Origin of the sequence: Glaciecola petra (assembly GCF_031846345.1) — a bacterium.
In the GTDB taxonomy this organism is placed as follows: Bacteria; Pseudomonadota; Gammaproteobacteria; order Enterobacterales; family Alteromonadaceae; genus Glaciecola; species Glaciecola petra.
Genome location: NZ_JAVRHX010000001.1, coordinates 1,096,031 through 1,121,040, shown reverse-complemented (window position 1 = coordinate 1,121,040; position 25,010 = coordinate 1,096,031). Strand labels below are relative to the sequence as shown.

General features: G+C 38.8%; 23 protein-coding genes. 12 read left to right on the top strand and 11 right to left on the bottom strand.

Annotated elements, in window-relative coordinates:
- Positions 1–2: 2 nt before the first annotated feature.
- Positions 3–1,175: a thiolase family protein gene (locus tag RM552_RS04975; RefSeq protein WP_311367672.1), complete on the bottom strand. Its 1,173-nt coding sequence runs from the start codon at positions 1,173–1,175 to the stop codon at positions 3–5.
- A 205-nt stretch (positions 1,176–1,380) separates the two neighbouring features.
- Between RM552_RS04975 and RM552_RS04970 the strand changes: the two genes are divergently transcribed.
- The 7 genes from RM552_RS04970 to glgC all read left to right on the top strand — a co-directional run bounded on the left by RM552_RS04970 (position 1,381) and on the right by glgC (position 9,761).
- Positions 1,381–1,776, top strand: a complete 396-nt coding sequence (locus tag RM552_RS04970) for a MerR family transcriptional regulator (RefSeq protein WP_311367671.1) — start codon at positions 1,381–1,383, stop codon at positions 1,774–1,776.
- A complete protein-coding gene (locus tag RM552_RS04965) occupies positions 1,773–2,945 on the top strand; it encodes an isovaleryl-CoA dehydrogenase (RefSeq protein ID WP_432277179.1) in 1,173 nt (390 codons plus the stop codon). Before RM552_RS04970 ends, RM552_RS04965 begins: the two co-directional genes overlap by 4 nt.
- A gap of 82 nt (positions 2,946–3,027) precedes the next feature.
- Entirely contained in the window at positions 3,028–4,635 is a 1,608-nt protein-coding gene (locus tag RM552_RS04960; protein ID WP_311367670.1) for a carboxyl transferase domain-containing protein, read from the top strand.
- A gap of 88 nt (positions 4,636–4,723) precedes the next feature.
- On the top strand, positions 4,724–5,512 hold the full coding sequence (locus RM552_RS04955; protein ID WP_311367669.1) for an enoyl-CoA hydratase/isomerase family protein: 789 nt from the start codon (positions 4,724–4,726) through the stop codon (positions 5,510–5,512).
- The gene (locus RM552_RS04950) at positions 5,505–7,493 is read left to right on the top strand and encodes an acetyl/propionyl/methylcrotonyl-CoA carboxylase subunit alpha (protein WP_311367668.1); all 1,989 of its coding nucleotides are present in this window, start codon (positions 5,505–5,507) and stop codon (positions 7,491–7,493) included. Before RM552_RS04955 ends, RM552_RS04950 begins: the two co-directional genes overlap by 8 nt.
- 4 nt (positions 7,494–7,497) lie before the next feature.
- Positions 7,498–8,406 (top strand): hydroxymethylglutaryl-CoA lyase, encoded by a 909-nt coding sequence (locus RM552_RS04945; protein WP_311367667.1) that lies wholly within the window; start codon positions 7,498–7,500, stop codon positions 8,404–8,406.
- A gap of 101 nt (positions 8,407–8,507) precedes the next feature.
- Positions 8,508–9,761 carry a glucose-1-phosphate adenylyltransferase gene (gene glgC / locus RM552_RS04940; RefSeq protein WP_311367666.1) on the top strand — a complete coding sequence of 418 codons (1,254 nt, stop codon included), beginning with the start codon at positions 8,508–8,510 and terminating at the stop codon, positions 9,759–9,761.
- A 31-nt stretch (positions 9,762–9,792) separates the two neighbouring features.
- On the opposite strand, the gene RM552_RS04935 is transcribed toward glgC, so the two are convergent.
- The 3 genes from RM552_RS04935 to RM552_RS04925 are packed head-to-tail and all read right to left on the bottom strand — an operon-like array spanning position 9,793 to position 12,072.
- Positions 9,793–10,209 carry a DUF1801 domain-containing protein gene (locus RM552_RS04935; protein WP_311367665.1) on the bottom strand — a complete coding sequence of 139 codons (417 nt, stop codon included), beginning with the start codon at positions 10,207–10,209 and terminating at the stop codon, positions 9,793–9,795.
- Positions 10,210–10,236: 27 nt separating this feature from the next.
- Positions 10,237–11,043, bottom strand: coding sequence for an alpha/beta fold hydrolase (locus RM552_RS04930; protein WP_311367664.1), 807 nt, complete (start codon positions 11,041–11,043; stop codon positions 10,237–10,239).
- A 21-nt stretch (positions 11,044–11,064) separates the two neighbouring features.
- The gene (locus RM552_RS04925; protein ID WP_311367663.1) at positions 11,065–12,072 is read right to left on the bottom strand and encodes a helix-turn-helix transcriptional regulator; all 1,008 of its coding nucleotides are present in this window, start codon (positions 12,070–12,072) and stop codon (positions 11,065–11,067) included.
- Positions 12,073–12,224: 152 nt separating this feature from the next.
- Between RM552_RS04925 and RM552_RS04920 the strand changes: the two genes are divergently transcribed.
- On the top strand, positions 12,225–13,346 hold the full coding sequence (locus tag RM552_RS04920; RefSeq protein ID WP_311367662.1) for an alkane 1-monooxygenase: 1,122 nt from the start codon (positions 12,225–12,227) through the stop codon (positions 13,344–13,346).
- Positions 13,347–13,353: 7 nt separating this feature from the next.
- Here RM552_RS04920 and RM552_RS04915 read toward each other — a convergent pair whose 3' ends face one another.
- Positions 13,354–14,649 (bottom strand): spinster family MFS transporter, encoded by a 1,296-nt coding sequence (locus RM552_RS04915; protein ID WP_311367661.1) that lies wholly within the window; start codon positions 14,647–14,649, stop codon positions 13,354–13,356.
- Between the two features lie 234 nt (positions 14,650–14,883).
- Here RM552_RS04915 and RM552_RS04910 point away from each other — a divergent pair, with 234 nt between their 5' ends.
- Positions 14,884–15,687, top strand: coding sequence for an acyl-CoA thioesterase (locus RM552_RS04910; protein WP_311367660.1), 804 nt, complete (start codon positions 14,884–14,886; stop codon positions 15,685–15,687).
- 25 nt (positions 15,688–15,712) lie between these two features.
- Here RM552_RS04910 and RM552_RS04905 read toward each other — a convergent pair whose 3' ends face one another.
- Positions 15,713–16,558, bottom strand: a complete 846-nt coding sequence (locus tag RM552_RS04905) for an HDOD domain-containing protein (RefSeq protein WP_311367659.1) — start codon at positions 16,556–16,558, stop codon at positions 15,713–15,715.
- A gap of 50 nt (positions 16,559–16,608) precedes the next feature.
- A complete protein-coding gene (locus tag RM552_RS04900) occupies positions 16,609–17,697 on the bottom strand; it encodes a 2-dehydropantoate 2-reductase (protein WP_311367658.1) in 1,089 nt (362 codons plus the stop codon).
- A gap of 37 nt (positions 17,698–17,734) precedes the next feature.
- On the opposite strand from RM552_RS04900, the gene RM552_RS04895 reads away from it, so the two are divergent.
- Complete coding sequence (locus tag RM552_RS04895; RefSeq protein WP_311367657.1) at positions 17,735–19,054, top strand: glycosyltransferase; 1,320 nt, start codon at positions 17,735–17,737, stop codon at positions 19,052–19,054.
- Positions 19,055–19,063: 9 nt separating this feature from the next.
- Here the strand turns inward: RM552_RS04895 and RM552_RS04890 are convergent, their stop codons facing one another.
- The gene (locus tag RM552_RS04890; protein WP_311367656.1) at positions 19,064–19,699 is read right to left on the bottom strand and encodes an RpiB/LacA/LacB family sugar-phosphate isomerase; all 636 of its coding nucleotides are present in this window, start codon (positions 19,697–19,699) and stop codon (positions 19,064–19,066) included.
- A 93-nt stretch (positions 19,700–19,792) separates the two neighbouring features.
- Positions 19,793–21,484, bottom strand: coding sequence for an aminotransferase class V-fold PLP-dependent enzyme (locus RM552_RS04885; protein WP_311367655.1), 1,692 nt, complete (start codon positions 21,482–21,484; stop codon positions 19,793–19,795).
- Between the two features lie 273 nt (positions 21,485–21,757).
- On the opposite strand from RM552_RS04885, the gene RM552_RS04880 reads away from it, so the two are divergent.
- On the top strand, positions 21,758–22,408 hold the full coding sequence (locus tag RM552_RS04880) for an energy-coupling factor ABC transporter permease (RefSeq protein ID WP_311367654.1): 651 nt from the start codon (positions 21,758–21,760) through the stop codon (positions 22,406–22,408).
- 10 nt (positions 22,409–22,418) lie between these two features.
- On the opposite strand, the gene RM552_RS04875 is transcribed toward RM552_RS04880, so the two are convergent.
- Positions 22,419–22,988: a phosphoribosyltransferase gene (locus tag RM552_RS04875; protein ID WP_311367653.1), complete on the bottom strand. Its 570-nt coding sequence runs from the start codon at positions 22,986–22,988 to the stop codon at positions 22,419–22,421.
- Between the two features lie 74 nt (positions 22,989–23,062).
- Positions 23,063–24,259 (bottom strand): FtsX-like permease family protein, encoded by a 1,197-nt coding sequence (locus RM552_RS04870; protein ID WP_311367652.1) that lies wholly within the window; start codon positions 24,257–24,259, stop codon positions 23,063–23,065.
- A 118-nt stretch (positions 24,260–24,377) separates the two neighbouring features.
- Between RM552_RS04870 and RM552_RS04865 the strand changes: the two genes are divergently transcribed.
- Positions 24,378–24,959 (top strand): PilZ domain-containing protein, encoded by a 582-nt coding sequence (locus RM552_RS04865; protein WP_311367651.1) that lies wholly within the window; start codon positions 24,378–24,380, stop codon positions 24,957–24,959.
- The last annotated feature ends 51 nt before the right edge of the window (positions 24,960–25,010 follow it).

Genomic DNA, 25,010 nt, shown 5'->3' with positions numbered 1-25,010 from the left:
AGTTAGTCTCGTTCTAGCGCAATTGCTGTTGCCTCACCACCACCAATGCATAAGGATGCTACTCCCCTGTGAGCACCCTGACGTTTTAAAGCGTGCAATAGTGTCACTATTATCCGGGCGCCTGACGCACCTATAGGATGGCCAAGGGCACAGGCGCCACCATTAATGTTGACCTTAGCAATATCTAATGACAGCTTCTTAATCGCTAACATTGTCACCATGGCAAAAGCTTCGTTTATTTCATACAAATCAACCTCTTCACTTGTCCAATTGGCTTTTGCCAACACTTTTTCGATGGCCCCAACAGGAGCAACGGTGAAGTCCTTAGGTTCCATGGCATGTGTCGCATGAGCCACAATCTTAGCTAAGGGCGTTAACTTTAGTGCTTCAGCTTTGCTTTTAGTCATAATTAATAACGCTGCAGCGCCATCTGAAATACTGCTAGAATTAGCGGCTGTTACTGTGCCGCTTTTAGTAAACGCGGGTCTCAGCGACGGAATTTTATCGATATTTGCATAGCCAGGCCCTTCATCAGTATCCACAATGTACTCACCTTTTCTAGATGACACTGTTACAGGGGTAATTTCATCATCAAATTGACCGTTCTCAATTGCACTTTTTGCCAAGCTTAATGATCTTATCGCAAAATCATCCATGCTTAGTCTATCTATGCCCTCGCTATCAGCTGTCTCTTGAGCAAAACACCCCATTGCTTTTGCATCATAAGCATTTTCCAATCCGTCCCGCATCATATGATCGAACATCATACTGTGTCCCATTCTGTGGCCAGCACGAGCTTTAGGCAATAGATATGGGGAAGCACTCATATTTTCCATTCCTCCAGCAACCACAATTTCAGCACTACCGGCTTTGATTAAATCATGCGCTAACATAACGGCCTTCATGCCTGAACCACAGACTTTATTGATCGTCATCGCACCTGTTCTGACGGGCAAACCTGCAGCTAACATAGCTTGTCTCGCCGGTGCCTGACCAAGACCAGCAGGAAGCACACAACCCATAATAACTTCGTCAACTATGCTTTTATTGATATCTTGCATACAAGCATCTATTGAATAAGCGCCCAACGAAGGGGCATCAACACTTGCTAATGAACCCATAAAACCACCCATCGGGGTGCGTTTTGCATTCACAATTACGATAGTTTCATCCATTTTTTTTCCTTTAAACAAGTCGTTTTCTACATCTTTTTACCCAGATTAGGTTTACGTTAACTTGACTTTACGTAAACGTAAAGTCATTATGTCATTTTTCCTAGAAAATATTTTCTGTTGCAATGATTTGCAGAGGGTTTTGAGACGTAAAACATGCAACTATCTTTATTATACAAAACATCGTTGACACATGAACAATAGTATTATGAATTCAAAAACCACCTATTCAATCGGCGAATTAGCTAAGCATTTTGACGTTACCGCCCGGTCAATTCGTTTTTATGAAGAACAACATTTAATCGCACCAGAACGACAAGGCCAAAGTAGGATATATCATGCCAAGGATAAGGTAAGGCTTAAGCTAATATTAAGAGGTAAACGCCTCGGATTCTCACTTGCGGAAATCAGAAAACTTTTTGAATTATACGACACCAATCCTAACTCCGCCGCCCAATTAGAAATAATGCTTCAATTGACCCAGTCTAAAAGAGCTGTTTTAGAACAACAACTTAATGATATTCAAATGCTGATGAATGAGTTAGACGAAGTAGAAATTCGCTGCCAGGAAGAATTAAACGAAATAAAACGAGGTTTACTATGATTACTGCCACCTATCCTTCTCTTAATTTTGGTTTGGGTGAAGATATCGATATGCTGCGTGAGCATGTCTATAATTTTGCTCAAAATGAGATTGCTCCGCTTGCTGAGTCTGCAGATGAAAACAATGCTTTTCCTAACCAACTTTGGCCTCAATTTGGCGATATGGGACTACTTGGTGTAACTGTAAGTGAAGAGTTTGGCGGGTCCAACATGGGTTATTTAGCCCACACTATTGCTATGGAAGAAATTAGCAGAGCGTCGGCGGGGATTGGTCTAAGTTACGGTGCACATTCAAATTTGTGTGTTAACCAGCTCTTTAAAAATGGTAGTCAAGCACAAAAAGAAAAGTACTTACCATCTCTGGTAAGTGGAGAACACGTCGGCGCGCTAGCGATGAGTGAACCCAATGCTGGCTCAGATGTTGTAAGCATGAAACTCCGCGCCGATAAAAAAGGTGACAAATATATCCTGAATGGCAACAAAATGTGGATAACCAATGGACCAGATGCATCAACTTTTATTATTTATGCAAAAACGGATACTAGCGCAGGCTCAAAAGGTATTACGGCATTTATCGTTGAAAAAACCACCCCCGGGTTTAGCCAAGCACAAAAACTCGACAAATTGGGTATGCGTTCTTCCAATACTTGTGAATTAGTTTTTGAAGACGCAGAAGTGCCTGCTGAAAATGTCTTAGGCTATGTTGGTGGCGGTGTTAAAGTACTAATGAGTGGTCTAGATTACGAAAGATTAGTACTGTCTGGCGGTCCTCTTGGGATAATGCAAGCCTGTATGGATGCGGTAGTCCCCTATATTCATGATCGTAAACAATTTGGTCAATCAATTGGTGAGTTTCAACTAATTCAAGGCAAAATTGCGGATATGTACACACAAATGAATGCAGCAAGAGCATATGTATATGCTGTTGCTAGGTCGTGTGACAGAGGAGAAACTACTCGTAAAGATGCGGCAGGGGCGATTCTCTACTCAGCCGAACTCGCTACAAAAATGTCGCTTGATGCAATTCAACTATTAGGTGGTAATGGATATATCAATGAATATCCTACTGGGCGCTTATTGAGAGACGCTAAACTTTATGAAATTGGTGCCGGCACTTCAGAAGTAAGAAGAATGCTGATTGGTAGAGAATTATTTAATGAGTCTCGATAATTATGCTTGCTGATGCTTACCACCTCGGAAGTAATATCACCGGAAATAATAATACTAATCTATATGCAAAAGGGGTATTTACGTGCCTGTTATAGAATCTAAAATAAATACTAATAGTGAAGATTTTGCTAAAAATAAGGCTCAAATGCAGTCTCAAGTAAAAGATTTACAAGATGTTGTGCAAAAGATTTTGCTAGGTGGTGGTGAAGCTTCACGCCAAAGGCATTTGTCACGAGGTAAATTACTTCCTAGAGAGCGAATCGAAGCACTTATAGACAAACATTCCAGTTTTTTGGAAATTGCGCAATTAGCCGCTTGGGAAGTATATGAAGACTATGTGCCATGCGCGGGAGTAATAGCAGGCATCGGCAGAGTTTCGGGAATCGAATGTATGATTGTCGCTAATGATGCCACTGTTAAAGGCGGTACCTACTACCCTCTAACCGTGAAAAAGCATCTTCGTGCTCAAACTATCGCCGCAGAAAACAATCTTCCCTGCATTTATTTGGTTGATTCTGGAGGCGCAAACTTACCTCGTCAGGACGAGGTTTTTCCAGACAAAGAACATTTTGGACGTATTTTCTTTAATCAAGCGAACATGTCTGCATTAAATATCCCACAAATTGCTGTGGTGATGGGATCTTGCACTGCCGGAGGTGCTTATGTGCCTGCGATGGCAGACGAATCAATTATCGTACGTGAACAAGGTACTATATTCCTCGGTGGGCCGCCGTTAGTGAAAGCAGCGACTGGCGAAGTGGTAAGTGCAGAAGAATTAGGTGGTGGAGATGTACATTGCAGAACATCTGGTGTAGTAGATCATTTGGCGAATAATGATCAACATGCGTTAGCCATTGCACGTGATGCCGTTGCTCGTTTAAATCGAGATTCAGATACACACTTAAAAAGACATGTTTCGGCGCTACCGCGATACGCGAGCGATGAAATATACGGCATTATCCCAAAAGACAGCAAGCAACCCTATGACGTAAGAGAAATCATTGCGCGTATTGTAGACAATAGTGATTTTCATGAATTTAAGGCGCTTTATGGTGAAACGCTTGTGTGTGGTTTTGCTAGACTCGACGGTTATGAAGTCGGTATTTTGGGAAATAACGGCATATTGTTTTCAGAATCTGCGCAAAAAGGAGCACATTTTATTGAGTTGTGTTGTCAGCGTAAAATACCCTTGATATTTTTGCAAAACATCACTGGTTTTATGGTTGGTAAACAATACGAATCAGGCGGTATCGCCAAGCATGGTGCAAAAATGGTGACGGCAGTTGCGTGTGCAAAAGTGCCAAAGATCACCATACTAATTGGCGGCAGTTTTGGTGCTGGTAATTACGGAATGTGCGGGCGAGCATACGATCCAAGGTTCTTATTTATGTGGCCAAATGCAAGAATTTCTGTAATGGGTGGAGAACAAGCTGCGGGAGTTTTATCTCAGGTTAAAGTAAGCCAAGCCGAGCGCAATGGACAAGTTTTGACTGAGTCCGAAGTTTCAGCCATTAAACAGCCGGTCATTGATACCTACGAAAAGCAAGGTCATCCGTATTTCGCTTCCGCACGATTATGGGATGATGGTGTTATTGACCCAAAAGATACTCGAAGTGTAATTTCATTGGCGTTATCAGCCGCCAGTAATCAAGTGCTTGATGATACGCATTTTGGTGTCTTTAGAATGTAAATTGATACCTTGAAATAGCAATTATTGCCGTATTGCTATTTATTTCTGACAAACAATTTTGCTAAAAAACATACATAGTGAATGAACAATGCAAAAAGTAATTTATACAGTTGAAAACCAGGTCGCTAAAGTTACGCTTAACCGCCCTAGCCTGCACAATGCTTTTGATGAGGAAGTTATTTCTGACCTTATAAAATGTTTTGATGATGCACAGATAAATCAGGATGTACGTGTATTGATTCTGCAATCAGAGGGCAAAACCTTTAGTGCAGGAGCTGATTTGCAATGGATGCAAAAAATGGCCGGTTATACACATGCAGAAAATCTTGCTGATGCAAAAAATTTGGCGTTGATGCTGCATAAACTTTTTACTCTTAAAAAGCCAACTATAGCTAGGATACAAGGGGCTGCATTTGGTGGTGCGGTTGGCCTAATTGCATGTTGTGATATCGCCATAGCTAGTAAACTGAGTAAATATTGCTTAAGCGAAGTAAAACTTGGTTTGTTACCAGCAACTATTTCGCCGTATGTTATTAATGCTGTTGGCGCACGCTATGCAAAACGGTTATTTATGACCGCTGAAGTTATTTCAGCTCGTCGGGCACGACGAATTGGCTTAATTAGTGAAACGGTTAGTGAAGAGGAACTTGATGAAGAGATTAACGCTATTGTAGACAAAATTTTGAAAAACGGTCCGAATGCGGTTTCGCTATCTAAAAGCTTAGTTAATGAAATACAACATTTGCCTATTAATAACAATTTAATGGACATGACAAGCCATACTATTGCCAACGCAAGAACCTCTGTAGAAGGTCAAGAAGGAATACAGGCTTTTTTACAGAAACGCAGTCCAAATTGGGTTAATAAAGATGATTAAAAAGTTACTGATAGCAAATAGAGGTGAAATCGCTTGTCGTGTGATACGCACAGCGAACAAACTAGGTATCGCAACCGTTGCTGTATACTCAGAGGCAGATGTAAATGCTCAACATGTAAAATTGGCCGATGAGGCTATTTTATTGGGTCCAGCTCCTTCCTCCGAAAGTTATTTAAAAGGTGACTTGATTATCGAGAAAGCCTTGGCCTTAAATGTAGATGCAATTCATCCCGGTTATGGTTTTTTATCTGAAAATGCAGGGTTCGCCGACAAATGCGAGGCCTCAAATATAATATTTATCGGTCCCGGATCAGAAGCAATCCGCGCTATGGGTTCAAAGTCAGCGGCCAAAACTATAATGGAAAAAGCCGGTGTACCATTAGTGCCTGGTTATCATGGGCATAATCAAGACCCTGATTTTTTACATGCTGAAGCTAAAAAAATGACTTATCCAGTGTTACTAAAAGCGGCTGCTGGCGGCGGCGGTAAAGGCATGAGACAAGTCTGGAAAGATGATGATTTTTTTGCAGCGCTTGCTGCGGCAAAAAGAGAATCAATGAACAGTTTCAGTGATGATCATATGTTGATAGAAAAGTATTTGACCGAACCTAGACACGTAGAAATTCAAGTGTTTTGTGATCAACACGGTAATGGCGTTTATCTTTTTGAACGTGATTGCTCTGTTCAAAGGCGTCATCAAAAAATTATCGAAGAGGCACCAGCACCGGGCTTAAGTGAAGAGTTAAGAAAAGAAATGGGGGAAGCTGCTTTAAAAGCAGCGTTTGCTATAGATTATCGTGGTGCAGGCACAGTCGAGTTTTTGCTAGACCATGATAACGCATTTTACTTTATGGAAATGAATACTCGCTTGCAGGTTGAGCATCCTGTGACAGAGTTAATAACAGGAGAAGATCTTGTTGAATGGCAAATAATGGTAGCAAATAACCAACAACTACCAAAAACACAGGAAGAGTTAAGTTGTCACGGTCATGCCATTGAGGCGCGTATATATGCAGAGGACCCTGATAATGAATTTTTGCCTAGCACCGGTAAAATTGAATTTCTTGTAGAACCCACTGCAACTAATAATGTTAGGATAGATACTGGTGTCATTGGTGGTGACGAAGTATCAATTTACTACGATCCGATGATTGCAAAACTTATCGTTCATGCACCTAACCGCGAGCAAGCTTTGTCTTTGTTAGTTGCAAGTCTTAACAAATATCTACTTTGTGGTGTCACCACAAATATTCCTTATTTAAACAAAGTACTAACCACTAGCGCTTTTCAAAATGCACTGCTCACTACAGATTTTATCGAGCGTCATGAGCAACAAATCGACAATGCGACCAGCAAATTGGCACCTGAATACCAAGCTGCGATTTGCAATATATTAAGCCATGGTAATGGACAAACTGCGTTCACCAGTGATCATTCTGAAGATGAGTTATCGTTTAACTTTAGGTTAAATCACTATAAAACAGAATGCATACTATTTATGTACGGAAGTACCAAATACGAAATTCGCTGTCAATATTTAGAAAAGAACAAAATTGATTTATTTTTCGCAGATAAGCATCACATATTTTTTAGTAATATGGGTCAAAACAAGCTAACCGTACACGCAGAAAACGGTCGTTATTCGTTTCAATATTATCAAAATGCCACAACATTATGGGTCCAAGGATATTTAGGAAGCGTTCGTATTGACAAAGTTTTGCCTGAGCTTGGCACTAACGATGGCGCAAATGATGTGGGTGATATTTTAGCCCCTATGAATGGAACGATTGTAAGTATCAACGTAGCGCCAGAACAGAATGTTGAAAAAGATCAAGTGTTGGCAATAGTTGAAGCGATGAAAATGGAACATAGCTTAAAAGCACCTTTTGATGGCCAAATAGCAGAGTGCTATGGTGCTGTTGGAGAGCGTGTCGATGGCGGTAGCGTGTTACTTAGTATGAAGAAACAAGATAAGGATTAGTGTAGTGCGTGATTATACTGATTTGCCTCAAAAAGTGAATATCATTGAAGTCGGACCGCGTGATGGCCTACAAAATGAAAAATCACCGCTCACCATAGAAGACAAAGTAGACCTAATAGATCGTTTATCAAAAACCGGTTTACAGCATATAGAGTCTGGAAGCTTTGTTTCGCCTAAATGGGTGCCTCAAATGGCTAATTCCGATCAAGTTTTAAAACAAATTAAACGTAAAAAAAATATTACTTATAGTGCACTTACGCCAAATCTTAAGGGCTATCATCTTGCAAAATCGGCAAATGCTGATGCTGTAGCGATATTTGCTAGTGCATCAGAAAGTTTTTCCCACAAAAATATAAACTGTAGCATTGCCGAGAGTCTTAAACGGTTCGAATCAGTATTAAATGAAGCTAAACGCGACAATATCCCTGTGCGTGGTTATGTTTCTTGCGTACTTGGATGCCCATACGAAGGTGAGATCTCTGCTCAAGCTGTTTTTGACATCACCCAGGCCTTGTTACAAATGGGCTGCTACGAAGTATCGTTAGGCGATACAATTGGCGTGGGAACACCGTTAAAATGTAAGCAACTTTTGCAATTATTACTCTCTCAAATAGACGCTTCGCGACTTGCTTTGCATTGCCATGATACCTATGGGCAAGCATTGGCCAATATACTTACTGGCCTGCAAGAAGGCATATTTAGCTTTGATGCCTCAGTATCTGGTTTAGGCGGTTGCCCTTATGCAAAAGGCGCATCGGGTAACATTGCCACAGAAGATTTACTCTACATGCTAAATAACATGAATATAGAAACGGGTGTCGACCTTAGTTCTCTCATAAAAGTGGGCGCTTCTATTAGTCATAAACTCAATAGAAAAAACCAGTCTAAAGTAGGCGCTGCACTAAGCGCTTAACTTCAGTTGCTTAAAATCGCTAGCAACACTAAAAACAAGATTGCGAATCCATAATAGATACTTTAGGATAGAAATATATCCCTATTGCAGTTAAGTAAAGTATGTCAAATCCAAATAATCGTTATATCAGTAATTTAACTCGTGATACCTATGCGCTCGTTCTTGCGGGAGGGCGTGGTTCTCGACTTCATGAACTCACAAATTGGCGAGCTAAACCTGCCTTATATTTTGGCGGTAAATTTAGAATCATCGACTTCCCTTTATCTAATTGTATAAACTCTGGGATACGCAGTATTGGCGTACTGACACAATACAAATCACACTCATTAATACGCCACTTAGTTCGAGGATGGGGACACTTCAAAAAAGAATTAGGAGAATCGGTAGAGATATTACCTGCATCTCAGCGATTTTCAGACGAATGGTACCAAGGTACCGCTGATGCTGTATATCAAAACATTGACATCATCAGAACAGAACTGCCTAAATACGTAATGATACTTTCAGGGGACCATATTTATCGTATGGATTACGGCCCAATGCTTGCTCAGCATGTAGAATCTGGAGCCAGAATGACAGTAAGTTGCATGTCTGTCCCTGTTGAACAAGCACGAAATGCTTTTGGCGTTATTGGTGTTGATGAAAACAATCAGGTAACTGGCTTCATCGAAAAACCCAGTGATCCTGTTCGTATACCTGATGACCCCGATAGTTGTTTAGCATCAATGGGAAACTATGTTTTCGATACTGAGTTTTTGTTTGAACAACTTGAGAGGGATTCTGCTAATCCTGATTCGGACCATGACTTTGGTAAAGACATCATTCCAAGTATCATCGACAACCATAAAGTGTGCGCATTTGACTTTAAAAAGAGTGCAAAAAATGACTCTTACTGGCGTGATGTAGGAACCTTAGATAGTTTTTGGGAAGCTAACATGGAAATGGTCGCGCCAGTCCCTGAACTCAACCTTTATGATAAACTTTGGCCTATTTGGACGTATCAAGAGCAACTTCCTCCAGCAAAGTTTGTATGGGATGAGCATGATCGTTCTGGAAAAGCTTTAAATTCAGTAGTTTCTGGTGGATGTATTGTGTCAGGTGCAACTTTACGAAACAGCCTTTGTTTTTCAAATGTAAAAGTAAGGTCATACAGTGAAGTTACTGAAACAGTTATTTTACCTGAAGCTGAAATTGGCCAAAGCTGCATTGTTAGAAAAGCCATAATAGACAGAGGTGTCAACCTACCTGACAACACCGAAGTAGGTGTGAATCATGACGAAGACAGAGCCAGAGGATTTAGGGTCTCAGAAAATGGCGTGGTATTAGTCACCAGAGAAATGCTAGGGCAAATGTAGTAATGTCTGTAAGTGAAAAACACCCCTTCTATTAGGGGTACTTTTCATTCATACATGACCAGTCTAATGCGACTAATTCTTCCAATGTTTTCATATCGACGTCAGCTAATTTGTTGATATTTAAGCACGATTTACCATGTTTAAACTTACCTAATCCTGCTAATTTTTCGGGGTGTTTTAAAACACCCAACATTAGATACAAGCTCATATAGTTTTTTCTTGGTGAAAAAGCCGCTCGTGACCATGTTTGGCGTTTTTTACTGCTGTTCTCATATGAGTAATCACCAAAACCTATAATTGATGTCCCCCACATTTTGGGGCTTTGCCCGGTCACTCTAGAATATACCTCAAGCAGAATTAGTGCATCTTGCTTTCTAGTTGGATGCACAAGAGAATCAATATATGCTTTAACAGACTCATCGTTTACCCGTGTTTTTAACGTACTCATAAAAAGCCCCCTGTATGACCGAATTTTCTAAGTAACTTGAGAAAGTGCGATATTTTCAATAAGACTAGCAACTTCAATTGGTTTTTCAAGTGGAAACATGTGACCTGCTGAAGCAAACTCAATATGCTTCATGTTGTTGTTATGTCTTAAGAATGGCTTTCTTAAATAAGGTACGCATACATTTGTATATTCAGCAGAAACCAAGGTACTAGGGACTTTCAACGATTGATAATAGCTCGGTAAATTGTGAGGAATGGTTCTAAATATGTCTGCTTCATTTTGCACTTCGAAAGTGAGTACTTTATAAGCACCATTTTGCTGAGTGGCGGCACTAATATAATCTGTAATGCATTCTGGGTCGAAGTGTTTGAAGAGTGCCTTTTTAGAAAAATAGTCGAATAGGTCTTGGTCAGCATACCATTTTTGTTTTCTAATTTGAGTGATGCCAGCGGGGGTAATGTTGTTAATGAAACGAGTACGTTTTGCAATTTTAAAAAGGAGCCTAGTGATACCTGTAATTAAAGGAGGTTCGAGCATAATTAATTGACTAAACAAGTCGGGTCTTTTGCAAACTGCTTTGTAAGAAATAACCGCTCCAAAAGAATGCCCTACCGCGATAGCCTTTTCACCTTTCGTTAAATGATGTTCGGTATAATCAACCAATTCATCAACCGTACTTTCCCAATTATCATTAAGTGGATAGGCGTTATTGTGAGTAAATTTATCTTTTGCAATAACCTTATATCTGGGGGTAAGTTGTTTGAACAGTTTATTGTAACTCTCAGCTGGAAAACCGTTTGCATGGGCAAAATGAAGAACCTGACTTGATGACATATTAACTAAATCCCTAGTAACTTAAGTACTATTTTTTTCAATAAATTCTGTGGGTGAGCATTGATACCAACGTTTAAAAGCACGCCTGAAATTAGCCAAATCCAAAAAACCCAGCATAACAGAGGTTTTGCTGATGGAATATCCATACACCAAAAGATATTCTTTCGCTTGAACGGCTTGATGCTGATCCAATAAGCGCTTAAAACTGGTTTGTTCTTGTTTCAAATATCTGTCTAGTGTGCGCTGACTAATATTTAATTGTTTTGCAACCTCAGGTAATTTAGGTCTATAAGTGTTAGTCTGCATCAGGATCTGCTGCACCTTCCCCGCATAACTGGTAAATTCTAACGATTTTTCTAACTCTAACTGACAAGCCTGCTCTGCTTGTAAAAAACTAAGTTTATCCACGCCAGGTATGCTTTTATGCATTAATTTATGGTTTGTTGCGATACCGCAATACGCATGATTAAACGTAATTTCTGCACTTTCAAAACAGGCGTATTTATTTTCAAATTCAGGTTGTTTGTAATCAAAGAAAATTCGTCCAATATATAAGTCAGGTACACGAGCCTGTATAGCAGCAAACAAATTGAACATGGCTGCGGTAACTGCCTCAATAACAAAGGCATGTAATTCACCTTTCCAAAAGGTATCTTTCGCTAGAACGACTATTTCATCGCCTTGATATATATAATTAACTTCAATAAATGGGATCCTTATAATTAAATATTTGGCTACAAAATCGATAATTTGCTGCAGGTTTTCACAATTTAATAACGCTAGACCAAATGTACCATGATGCGCAATTTGTAAGCGATGCCCTAGTTCAATCCCAAGTGTTTTTTGAGCATCTTCTTTTAATGCAATTTGCATTAAGTCTTCAAAATCTGCCAAATTTACTTTCCCATTGAGGGTGTAAAGACTTTTTTCATTTAGTTTTTTATCTAAAAGCCATGAATCCACATCAATGTTGCGTTCGCGCAATAATGCAATTAAGTGACCAAAATAATAAGTTGGTAAATTTTTCATTGTGTTATCAAATTAATATGCTTAATGATAATTTAGTGCAATATTTGCCAAATGGCAATAAATGACTCCATATAGACAAGCAAGGTACTCACTATTTATTCATTTAAACAGCAAAATATTGGTGCTTAATTGATATAACGGGAGGGTTTACCATGTTGCATTATTTAAAGTTTTTCCATTTTTATGGCATTGCTGTTAGTAGTTTCATATTCTTATTGCTCGGCGGAAATTTCATCTATGTCGGTTTTTTATTTTTTATATTACTTTATGTGCTAGGTGATATGTTTTTAGGAGACGATTATAGTGAGCCAACACTTAATAATAAGAACTTCATAAATACAATGCTTTATAGTGCTATACCATTAGCACTTTGTTTATTACTTATTTGTGCTTGGCTGGTAAGTCCTGCAAACCATGCAATTATGCAGGATTTAAGTAATATTATTGGCTACGATTTGTTCGCTGCAAAACAGGCAACTAATATATGGCAAATTGGCATTGCCGTCATCTATGCTGGTTTTTTGCTTAGCGGTGTCGCAAGCGTCGTCGGACACGAGTTAGTCCACCGAATCTCGAGTAAAAAAGATGTCTGCGCAGGACGTTGGTTAATGAGCATGTGTCTTGATGCTAATTTTTCGATTGAGCATGTTTACAACCACCATGCAAAAGTTGCAACGGAGGATGACCCTGCGACTTCACCGAGAGGTCGTAGTGTTTATTTACATGTATTGTATGCCCTCTTCTTAACCAATAAGTCAGCTTGGAATATCGAAGTAAAACGCCTCAAAAGAACAAAAAAATCAATATTTAGCTACCACAACATTTTTATTAGAGGATACCTAATGTCATTAAGTATTCTGTTAGTAGCGCTCTTCCTATTTTCATGGCAGGGAATGGCGATGATTTTTGCGATTGGTTTGAGTGCAAAGATTATTTTAGAAATTGTTAATTACATTGAACACTATGGTTTAGTGCGCGACGTAAAAGCACCGGTGAAACCAAAACATTCGTGGAATACCAACCGTAAAATGAGTTGTTGGGCTATGTTTAACCTTCCTAGACACTCTTATCACCATGCCAACGCAAGTGTGCCATTTGAACAATTAAAGTCGTTACCACAAGCACCTACTATGATAAACGGATACATCTCTAGCATAGCTATTGCTCTGATTCCGCCCTTATGGTTTTTTCTAATGAACAGAAAATTAGCCCATTGGGATGCTAATTTTGCTGACCAATCAGAACTAACACTATTGATGAATCAGCAAAAATAGCTATTTTTTATGCAGCCGCTTGTCGTTTTTCGGCAGCGGCCCAATCACGCTTAATGGTAGTTGATGCCCAATAAAAGGTAATCACTGACAAAACATAGGGCACAATCAATAAGGTGAGCGAAAAACGGAGTGCTTCAGCACTGCCCATTTGCTCAGTATACATTTGACTAACGATACCCACTAGCGTTGGACCACCACCCAAGGCAATGATATTGAGTACAAAAAAGAATAAAGCAGTGGACATTGCCCTAGCATTTATTGGTGCCAAGGTTTGTGCAATAGCAAAACAAGGTCCTAAATACATACCACTTGTTGTCAATAAGACAGCCATCAATGCAATAGAAAGCCAAGCATTACCCACGTACAAAGCAACTATAAAACATGGTACGCCTATGATCATTGCATACGTGGGTAATAAAGCATAACCTTTGCGATCTTTTTTACCCCAGCGGTCTGCGATAACGCCACCTAGCCAAACACCAGCCGCATAAGCTGTACCATTAATGATACCAAATGAGATGAGTAAATCTTGTATCTCTATATTGCCATGTACTCTCACATAAAAGTCAATTATCCACGTGGATATTGCATAACTGCCAAACGAACCAAAAGAGATCCCGAGACACATCCCCCACCAAGTCGGTATTTTCAATAAGGTTTTGATTGCTTCTTTAAGGGACATGCTTTGAGTACTGCCACTGGGCGCTACCGTCCGTTGCGGCTCCTTAATAGTTAATTTCATGATAATAGCCAGTATTACACCGGGCACACCAACGGCCAACATGACTGTGCGCCAGTCTGCATTGCCACCTTTTAGGAAAAAAGCCGCTGCAAAATAAGCGGCCATAATGCCAAAAGGTATACCAAGAGAATAGATAGCAAGCGCTTTTGCCCTTTCTGTTGAATCATATAAGTCAGAAATCATCGAGTGCGAAGGAGGACTGCCGCCAGCTTCACCAATACCCACACCAATTCGCGCTAAAGCAAGTTGAGTAAAGTTAGAAGCATATCCCGATAATGCAGTGAAGCCACTCCAAACTGTCAGTGATATGGCGACAATATTTACCCGACTATAGCGATCGGCTAGCCAAGCAATCGGAATGCCAACAACCGTATATAGTAACGCAAAGGCAAAACCTTTCAGCCAACCTAATTCTGCATCATCTAAACCAAGATCTTCTTTAATAAATGGCGACAAAATGCCAATAATCTGTCTATCAATAAAGTTAAAGGCATAGACGAGTGTCAGTATCAATAGAACGTAGCGCCGGTAGCCTGCAGAAGGCTGTTGTTGGGTTTCCATGGATATTAGTCCCTATCATTATTATTATTAAGTTGTGCTAAATACATATTTTTATGCGAGCATGCGGTATTTACATCCTCGTTAAGAATCACGTATTTATCAAGCAAACACCAATTTATGTAAATTATTTGTGAATATTGACATAACTGATAAACAAAGTGATGTTATTTACTTGCCTATTTGAGAAATATAAACAACAATTTAACAAATCAGACCAGTTGAAATGGCATATTTATGAATATAGATGACTATATTAGCTTAGCTGCTAATGTGATTAATACTAGCGATACTCCTATCATAGTTGAAAAAGATTGGTCGCAAGGACGCACGATTTATGGAGGCCTCTCAGCCGCATTGTTATACGCAGCGGCTAAACCATATGTTGATAACGAAAGATTATTACGATCGATGACTTGTAATTTCGTCGGCCCGCTTTTGTCTCAACAAGCCTTTACAATTTCGGTAGAAATTATTCGTGCTGGAAAAAATGTAAGTCAGGTGCAGGCGCGAGCTATTCAAGACGGTAAAATTTGTGTAGTTTCACAATTTTGCTTTGGTCAAAGCCGTGAGTCTAAAATTGAAGTACTTAACCACGAAGTTTCAAATATGCCTTTACCTAAAAAAGGCAAGTTTATTCCACAAATCCCAAAGGTTACGCCAAAGTTTCTAAAACATTTTGAATTAGCGTTTACTGATGGTGGCGTTCCATTCACAGGGCAAAAAGCAAGTCATATTCATGGGTGGATGCGTTATAAAACAACACCAAAAACCTTAAGCGACGCACATATCATTGGTATTATAGATGCGTGGCCACCCACTGTTTTACAAATGTTAAGATGGCCAGCCCCTGCTAGTACTGTTTCGTGGAACCTTGAGTTTATTCATCCACATCGTCCCCTTAATCCTGAAGATTGGTTTGCCTATAAGGTTAATACAAGACAAGCTGCTGGCGGTTACGCTCACACAGAAGCGACTATATGGGATAGTCATGATGAAGTGATCGCCTTATCGCGACAAACAGTGGCCGTATTTGATTAAGGCTATTATTGGTTAAATGTCAGTATTAAGCCGCTTTTGGTTCACTCATTTTAAATAGAGAGGACAAGGCTTCGAATTCTTCTTGGGTATTTTCTATTGCTTCAGAAATATCCTCCAAACTTAAATGTAGACTCTCATATAAAAACGCAGGTATGTGGTGACGCAAATTGTAAAACTCATCGAAGGTTTGGGTTACCGCTAAACTATACGACAATTGAATGATCTGAGACTCAACCGTAACCGCTGGCAAGTCATCATGATGTTGCATAGCGATCGTTGAAACTAAAATATCAGGTATTAACCAGCGTTGCATAAGGGATGCCGATACTTCTGCAAAACTAAAACCCAATACTTCCTCTTGGCATTGCTTAGGTAATAAATCCTCATTCAAACGGTTGCATTCACGAACGATAGTAGGTGTCACTCTTAACACAGCAAGTTCACCTACATTGTGTAGTAAGCCGCTAGTGTATAATCTGGATACGTCTTTTTCTTTACACTTTTTAGCAAAGAATACGCCAAACAAAGCGCATAAAATACTTTGTTTCCAGAACTTATCTATATCGATGTATTTCATATGCTCTCTGGTAAGCATATTACTCATACCAAACACAAGGGCAAATTCATACACGGATTTAACGCCAATGACTTGGATGGCTTTTTCAAGAGACTCGATTTTGCGTTCAAACCTAAATATGGGGCTATTTGCATATTTTAATAAATGTACTGCCAAACCGGGATCGGTAGAGACAACATGAGAGATATCCTTCATTGTTGAATCGTCTTTTTCAAAAAGTAACCGCAATTGATTTGCAGTATTAGGTACTGAATAAAGTTCGTTCGCTTTTTGTGCATACTCTATTGCGTTCATATGATTCTTCTTGGTCCCTAACACACTATGCTTTTACAAATAGTGTATTGTTATTTAAGTAATTCTGTTATTTCAGCTAGTATTTGCTCTGAATCGATATCAATTCCACGCTCTCGTCTTTTAACCTGTTTAACAACGTAGTCGTTAAAAACCGATTCGCCGCCGAGGGCCTTTGAATGTGACACGACTAATCCATTAAGATAGTCAATTTCAGTCAATTTTTTTTGCTGCAAATCCCACCACATACTTGTTCTGACCTTTGGGTCTATCTCCAACATTTTGTGGGCGACTCTTTCAAACAAAAAATCTGGCAAAACTAATACAAATGGTATCCACTTATTCGGCAGATTTGCGATTTTCGGTAGTTTTATTTTCTTTTTATTTACAATAAATAGTAGTTCTATCATGAGTTTAGCTAGCAATTTTCGATAAAGCCTGTTAGTTAACATTGTTTTTACCGGTACGTTTGCTAATGCGTTGACTGCATTTCCTAAATTGAGTTGTAGTTTAGCCCATTGCAAAGCGGTCATATCGTAAGTTATCTGTGTAGGGAGAAAGGCCGAATCTAATTGTCTTGACAGCCATTTCACCTCATCACCAATGGTATCTATATGCTCAATGACAAAATCGCCTTCAGAGCCTCTATGAAAATGACCTACTTCATCGTTTATGACATTAAATGGGACCATTGCTCTTATGACTCGATGATCAGGAAATGCCTGCTGTATAACTTTATGATTTTCAACTCCGTTCTGACAACAGACAATAATCGTATTTGGTCCAACACAACGCTTTATGACTTTGATAGCACTTTCAAGCGCTAAGCACTTTATCGTTAACCACAAAAAATCTGCTGGTGGCGACAAAACGTTTGCATCTTCAGGGGACACAATTTTTGGCAAAGAATCGATGACTAGATTATTACCTTCATAGTCGCTAATTGAATAATTATTATTTAGTTGGTCTGCAAACTTCTCCCTTGCAATTAAGGTCACCTTTTGAGATGCATGAATAAATGCGGCTCCTAAATAACATCCAATTAGACCTGCGCCTAATATCACATGCTCTGCGCTAACATCTATACTGTTATTTTGTGTTAATTTAGAAATTGGCATATCGTTTGGTTGTCCTGTTATCATTACTCAATTCATATTCCATATACCAAGGATAGTATAGTTGCAGGTTTTATTTATAGGTTTTGTTTGGCCAGAGCCACGCTCAAGTGCCGCGGGGCAAAATATATTAAGTTATATTCAGTCCTGCTTGGCAGCGGGTTATCATGTCCATTTTTGCAGTGCGGCAGAAACAACACCCAACTCCTTCGATTTAAATAGTGAAGGCGTAAGCTGTTTTTCATGTAAATTAAATTGTGAAAGTTTTAACAAGCAAGTGCAGACAATAAATCCTGACCTTGTCATTTTTGACCGTTTCATGTGTTTTGAACAATTTGCTTGGCGAGTGAAAGAGCAGTGCCCAGACGCTTTATTAGTGCTTGATGCAGAAGACTTACATTTTTTAAGACAAGCACGTCAAATGCTCCATAAGCAGTCTACTCTTCATAAATTTGACAGCCATTGTGAACACCATAATTTTATGCAAAGTAATGATATTTGTAACGAACTAACCCTACTTTGCGGCGAAAACTCTGTATTTGCAAGGGAACTTGCTTGCATATATCAAGCTGATATCACCCTTCTTCTTTCAGACTTTGAAGCTAACTTATTGCATTCATTATTTGCAATACCACAAAAGCAATTGTTTCATCATGCTTTTTTTATCGATTCTACCTCCGCCTATTGTTTTAATAGTAAACACGAACATAAACCAATACGCACATTTGAACAAAGACAAGACTTTATGTTTATTGGCAGTTATCGTCATGCCCCTAATGTTGATAGTCTTAAACTATTGAGTGAACATTTATGGCCAGCGATATATGACAAACTGAAGCATGTAGAACCCAAAATCAGTTGTCATGTTTATGGTTCCTATTTGTCGCCAAAGGCTAAACACTATGCTAAACCAAAGATTGGTTTGCATGTGTATGATCAAGCTCCTGATCAATTTGAAGTGATTAGTCGAGCAAAAGTGATGTTGGCACCGATTCCATACGGAGCAGGCGTCAAAGGGAAACTGCTAGACGCCATAATGACCGGAACACCGAGTGTTACCAGCCCCATAGGAGCTGAAGGTATACCTTGTGAAACATGGCCTGGCGCTATTTGTGAAAACAACAAATCATTTATTGATGCAGCGGTAGCTTTATATACAAATCAAGATTCTTGGTCATTAGCTCACAGCCATGCAAAACTAACATTAGAAGATCATATCGCTAGCAGTGAACATGCTAAAAAAGGTTTATTATCAGTATTACAGTCGACGGTTCAGAATATACAAACCCATCGACAACATTTATTTGTGCAATCGATCCTGTGGAACAAACTATTTTTGGCGAGCAAATATATGAGCCAATGGATTGAAGCAAAAAACAGATGATTATCCGGATTAAAGTAAACTTTTTATGTATTCAGTAATTTTAGGGTCTTGACTATTTTCAAATAAACATGCTTGAAAACGCTCACCTGATACAGCCGTTTTTACCAAATCTTGGTCAATACTTTTCAGCACATCTACATAATCACTTTTTAACATTGACGCTTTTACCTGAGCTAAAATACCCGCATTTTCAACTTGTGGTGCTTTTCTTTCTTTTGGATAACCCGCTCCACGCTCCCCTGTTAATGCTTTTTCAAACATATATTTCACATTAAGTTCAGCACCCCAACCAAAACCTTTTGCAAATGCCAATGCCAGAGCATTCCCATTGTTTATTTGATTAAACAAAAACGCGTCAGAAGGATCTAAGCAATAACCACAAAAAACACCTGGGTGTAAATTAAGAGACATCATTGCGCCTTGACCAGTGCCACAACCCGCTATAACAAAATCAACGGATTTTGTATTCAATAGTAGGCTCGCCATTATTCCTAAATGTATATATGTCAAATGATGGTCAGTTTCACTATTCATACCCACGTTAAACACCTGATGTCCAAGTGGATCAGCTACGCTCATCAAAGCATCGTTAACTATAGGATTTTTACCAGCTTGGCTATTTTCCATCATCAAAGCAATTTTCATTTATTTGTCTCTTTAAAGGTATTAAAAATTAGTTGTCGAATATTATCATTAAGATAAAACTTTAAACACCGTGTTTACGTCTTATATTAACAATCATACTTCCTCTTGTATCCGTCTAATAACTTGCCTAATGCCGTCTCTTCTGCCTTTACTGAAAAATTTGAATAAACCCAAATAGGTCAGATACATTTCGATATCAAATTCAGCAATAGTTTGCGTGTTAAGTGTATTTATTTTATCCAAGATGACAAACAACAGTCCTCGTATAATTTTACTATTTGAATACGCAAGGAAACGATAGTTATTTGCAGGCCCCTTGTATGACGCCAGCCAAACAGATGATTCACATCCACTGACCTTATTTATTTCAGTACGCGCTTGAGGCGGCAAAATCGGTAAGTGTCGACTAATAAGTAATAGTTGACGATGTTTTTCATTCCAATTATCTATCGCTAGTAATTGTTTCTCTGTATCGCTACAACTTGTATGCGCTTCTGTTGAAATGTGTAAATCACTGCCTGTGCTTGTTGTTGTTTGAGTTGATAGATTCTCTTTATCGCTAACGGTCATATATTCGACAAATCGCCTTAGCGCGGCTATAAAGTCGTCCACATCTTGAAAAGTGTTGTAACAAGCAATCGAAACCCTCACACAACCCTCAATTTTTAATGTTTGCATTAATGGCATGCAACAATGGTGACCAGCGCGAACCGCTATGCCCTCAGTCGCTAGATAGGAAGCTAGATCATTACAGTGAAATGGAAGCAAGTTAAAAGCAACAATAGGCAAGGAATTTTGTTCATTGCCATATATTTGCATGTGTTTAAATGATGATAACTGAGAATATAAATAATTGACTAAAGCATTTTCGTGACTTTGTATCGCCTTTAAATTAGCTCGACAAAAAGAAGCAGCTTCTGTCATGCTCAGTACACCGGCAATATTAGGCGTTCCAGCTTCAAATTTTAGGGGCGGCTCTTGTGCTTCAAAATTATCAAATGAGGCATGACTTATCATTTCTCCCCCTACCTTGCTAGGTGTCAATAAACGCAATAAGGCAAAACGCCCATATAAAACGCCAACACCTGTACCTGCGTACATTTTATGGCCACTTAACACATAAAAATCACAATTAATATTGGTCACATTAATATCGAGATGGGCTGCAGCTTGGGTACCATCAATTACAGATATAGCATTCGCGCTTTTTGCCAAATGGCATAAGGTTTCAACTGGGTAAATGTTCCCCAACGCATTAGAAGCATGAGCAATAGCCAATAATGCAACATCTTCAGTGATTAGTGATTTAGCATATTGTAACTGCTCTTCACCAAACTGCCCATTTTCTGCCAAGGGTATTCTTGTTAGCTTTAAATTAAATCGTTTTGCTAAGACTTGCCATGGTAATAAATTAGCGTGATGCTCACTTTCGCACACTACTATTTGCTTTCCATTTAACATGTTTTGGGTCAAACCATTAGCAATCAAATTTAGTGCTTCTGTAGCACCACTTGTAAAAACAAGCGTAGAACTATCATTACTGCCAATAAATTCTGCAATATTTGAACGAGCTTGTTCATAAACCTTAGTCGCTTTTTGAGCAAGTTCGTATGCACCCCTGTGTACATTTGCATTGTATTGACGGTAATAATTTTCACTAGCAGTCATTGCACAATTAATACGTTGACTCGTTGCCGCGCTATCTAAATAGACAGTTGTTGGCGGGGTAGAGTCAAGTTTTATATTTTCGAAAAACGGAAACTCTTGTCGGAAATCTGATGGCATAGGTAAGCTAAACCGGCTTTATTGCTAGCGAATTCGGGCATTATACCTTTAACCGATATTAATGCCACAGAAGCAGAAACTGAGGCACATTGACCGCTAGTAAAAAGTAGATGTGCTTATTCAGTAAAGATTACATGCCAATTTTTATACTGCATTCCCATATTTCTCTGCCTTTTGCTACTCTTGTATTATAAGTCGCTTTAATTTGAAGTAATATCTAGCGTAATACCCATAAGATGGCGCTATATTTAACCGGAGGAAGTATTTCTCATTATGTCGATGACCCTATTACAAATGATTGCTGTTTTGTTATTTGCTGCTGGACTAGTTTATATAGTTACTAAGACAGAACTAACTCGACTAATGACAGATCGAAAATGGCAACATATTGTATTTGGTGCAGCCACCTGTGTTTTCGTTTTATGGTTGTTCAGAATTAGCATACATGACGGTCTAATTATTCATTTTTTATGGTTATCTACACTCACACTAGTATTAGGCTTCAGATGGTCAATGCTAGTAGGTAGTTTTGTGTTGATTATGAGTACAGTAATTGGGAATGATACTTGGCAGATGATTGGTGTAAATGGTTTAATAGGCGTATTTTTGCCGATAATCGTAACATATGCCGTATTTTCGTACGCTTTTCATCGTATTTATCGACAGTTTTTTGTGTATATTTTTGTTTGTGCATTTTTCCCAGGTGCATTGACGATTGCTTTGAAAATGCTTGGGCTAAGCGCATATTATCTAGCCGATGGCATTTTCACCTGGGACGTGGTTTACTACAATTACACTCAAATGACCATATTAATGATATTTCCAGAAGCTTTTTTCAACGGTTTCAGTATGACTTGTCTGATTGTTTATAAACCTGACCTAGTGGCAACTTTTAGCGATAAATTTTACATTGATGGAAAATAGTCATCTTATCTTAGTCTTCGAATAATATATCTAGAATCGGGCTAAGTTCTTGTTTTCCTTCCACTATTTCTTCTTTCGTCAGGCCCGATAACTCATGAGGGAAAACTAACCATTCTTCACTTTCGTGAACGTAATAATCAGGAACCATCTGTGATATTGTGCGATTGTTTTTAGGTTTATAATATGGTGTTGCAATACGCATATCTTTAGGGGCATTTAATCGCATTAGGCCATGAATTTGATTGATTAACGCTTCTATACTTCTTCCTGAATCAAACACATCATCGACAATAAGCAGTTTGTCATTGGCATTCGCATTTTCTACCAAATAGTGTAGCCCATGTACTTTTATTTCTTTATTTTGTTGATTTATACCGTAGTACGATGACGTTCTTACTGCGATATGATCGGTAGGCGCATTTTTATATTCAAAAAATTCTTGCACGGCAATTCCAATAGGCGCGCCGCCTCGCCAGATGCCAACAATGAAATCTGGTCTAAAGCCGTCTTGATAAACTTTAGACGCTACTCTGAAAGAATCTTGCAGTAAAGAAGAAGAATCTATAAACACTTTAGCCACGGCACATACTCACAATATTAAACTAGAAAAAAAAGATAGTAATAGTTTATAGCAAGGATAATAAATTAATAGCCCTATTCATTACTTAGGCTATTTGCAGGCGTAATAGACTGCGCTTTTTTTGCAGGGTACCAACTTGCTAGCGCGCAAAGTACAATAGCAACCAAGCTAATAATAATAATTTGTTGGTAGCGTATATCGATAGGCAAACCTTGTCCGTTTTCACCAAACGCAAGGTTTGTACCCAAGACTTCAAGCAGATAGTTTAAGCTCCAACAACCAATCAAACCTAAAAACACTCCACCTAAAACGCCTTTTAATCCATTAAAAATACCGTTAAACAAAAACACTCGCATAATATCTGTTGGCAACATGCCTTGTGTTTGCAAGATAGCAATATCTGGTTTTTTCTCCGAAACAACCATAACAAGCGCTGAAACCACGTTAAAAGCAGCCACTGCAATTACCAGCATTAACATAAGTGACATCATGTTTTTTTCCATCTTTACCGCATCAAACAGAGGCCCTTGACGGTCTCGCCACAGCTGATATTTGATTCTTTTTTCATCTAAATGCTGCGATATGCTTTGATAGTCAAATGCATCTTTTAATACTATCCTTGTTTGGCCAAATCCCGTCAATTTTTGTCGAGAAAGGCGTGCTAAATCCTCAATATGCATGATTATCACTTTATCATCCATTTCAGAATTCACATTGAAAATTGCGCCAATTGTCACCAAACGTTGACTTGGTATTCGCCCTAAAGGAGAGTATTGACTCGCGTTTGTGCTTATAACGCGGAGATCTTGGCCTATATCAACCCCCATTTGATTAGCTAAAATACGGCTAATTGCCACTTTGAAACTTCCTGATTTGATACTATCCCAGTTTCCTGACACGACGTTTTCGGCTATTACTGAATGCTCTGCCGCCGCACTAATATCGGTACCCTGAGCAATTAATCCATTGATATTATTTCTAGATTGCACAATAACTTCTCTCTCAACGTATAGAAGTTGCGTGATAACTTTTGTAGAAATTTCATTGGGTAGTACTAATGGCGGAGTAGCATCAACAATGACATGCGGCATGATCCCCAATATACGCTTTTTTAATTGTCCCTCTAAACCATTCATGACAGATAACACAATAATAAGCGCAGCAATGCCAAGCGCAATGCCGATGATTGAAAACATATTGATAAAGGCAACAAAACTTTGCTTTGTTCCAGCTTGAGTATAGCGTAGTGCTATAAAAGCAGAAATAGACATGTATAATTGCAAACCTTGCGAGAGAGAGTGTTATTTAATAATAAGTCTACTATTATTTAGTAGCTAATGCATACTCTGGCACAAGATTAGACAATAATTTAAACAACAGGATTGAACATTGCCAACTTTAGAAGAAAAGATTGAACAGTTTAATGAATTCTATTTGATTCCTTTTAATATAAAAGTCAACGTTTTGCCTTGCGATAAAGAACCTAGCAGTATATCCATGGCAGATTTTGAGAACTCTATGCCTTACGCTTTTAAAATAGCGGGCGAAATGGCAGAAATTCAATCTCAAACACTAAAGCCGCTCAGAAATTTGGGTGATAAATTAAATGATTTAGTTGATTATTTGCAGTTTCAAGCAAAAAAAATAGATTTGATGATGAGCTATATTTTGCAACAACAAGATGATCCTAAATATAGACAAACAGCAATAAAATTTGGTGGTGGCGGTGTCATTGTTAGGCAAAACAATAAAGTGGATCTTGGTGAGACTCGCGTAATAAAACTGTTTTTAGAATCTGAATCGGCAGCCATATACTGCCTCGCTGAAGCAATAGTATGTGAGCAAATTAATGAGGAACAAACCGACATTAGCTATGTTTACACGCATATTCGGGAGCGCGACCAAGAATTATTGGTGCGCGCTAGTTTGCATTTGCAGACCCAAACATTGCGCAAACAGCATACACAATAATATCATTCTTTTTCACTAACGCTCCTCAAAAAAAGTATAGAAAATACAAAT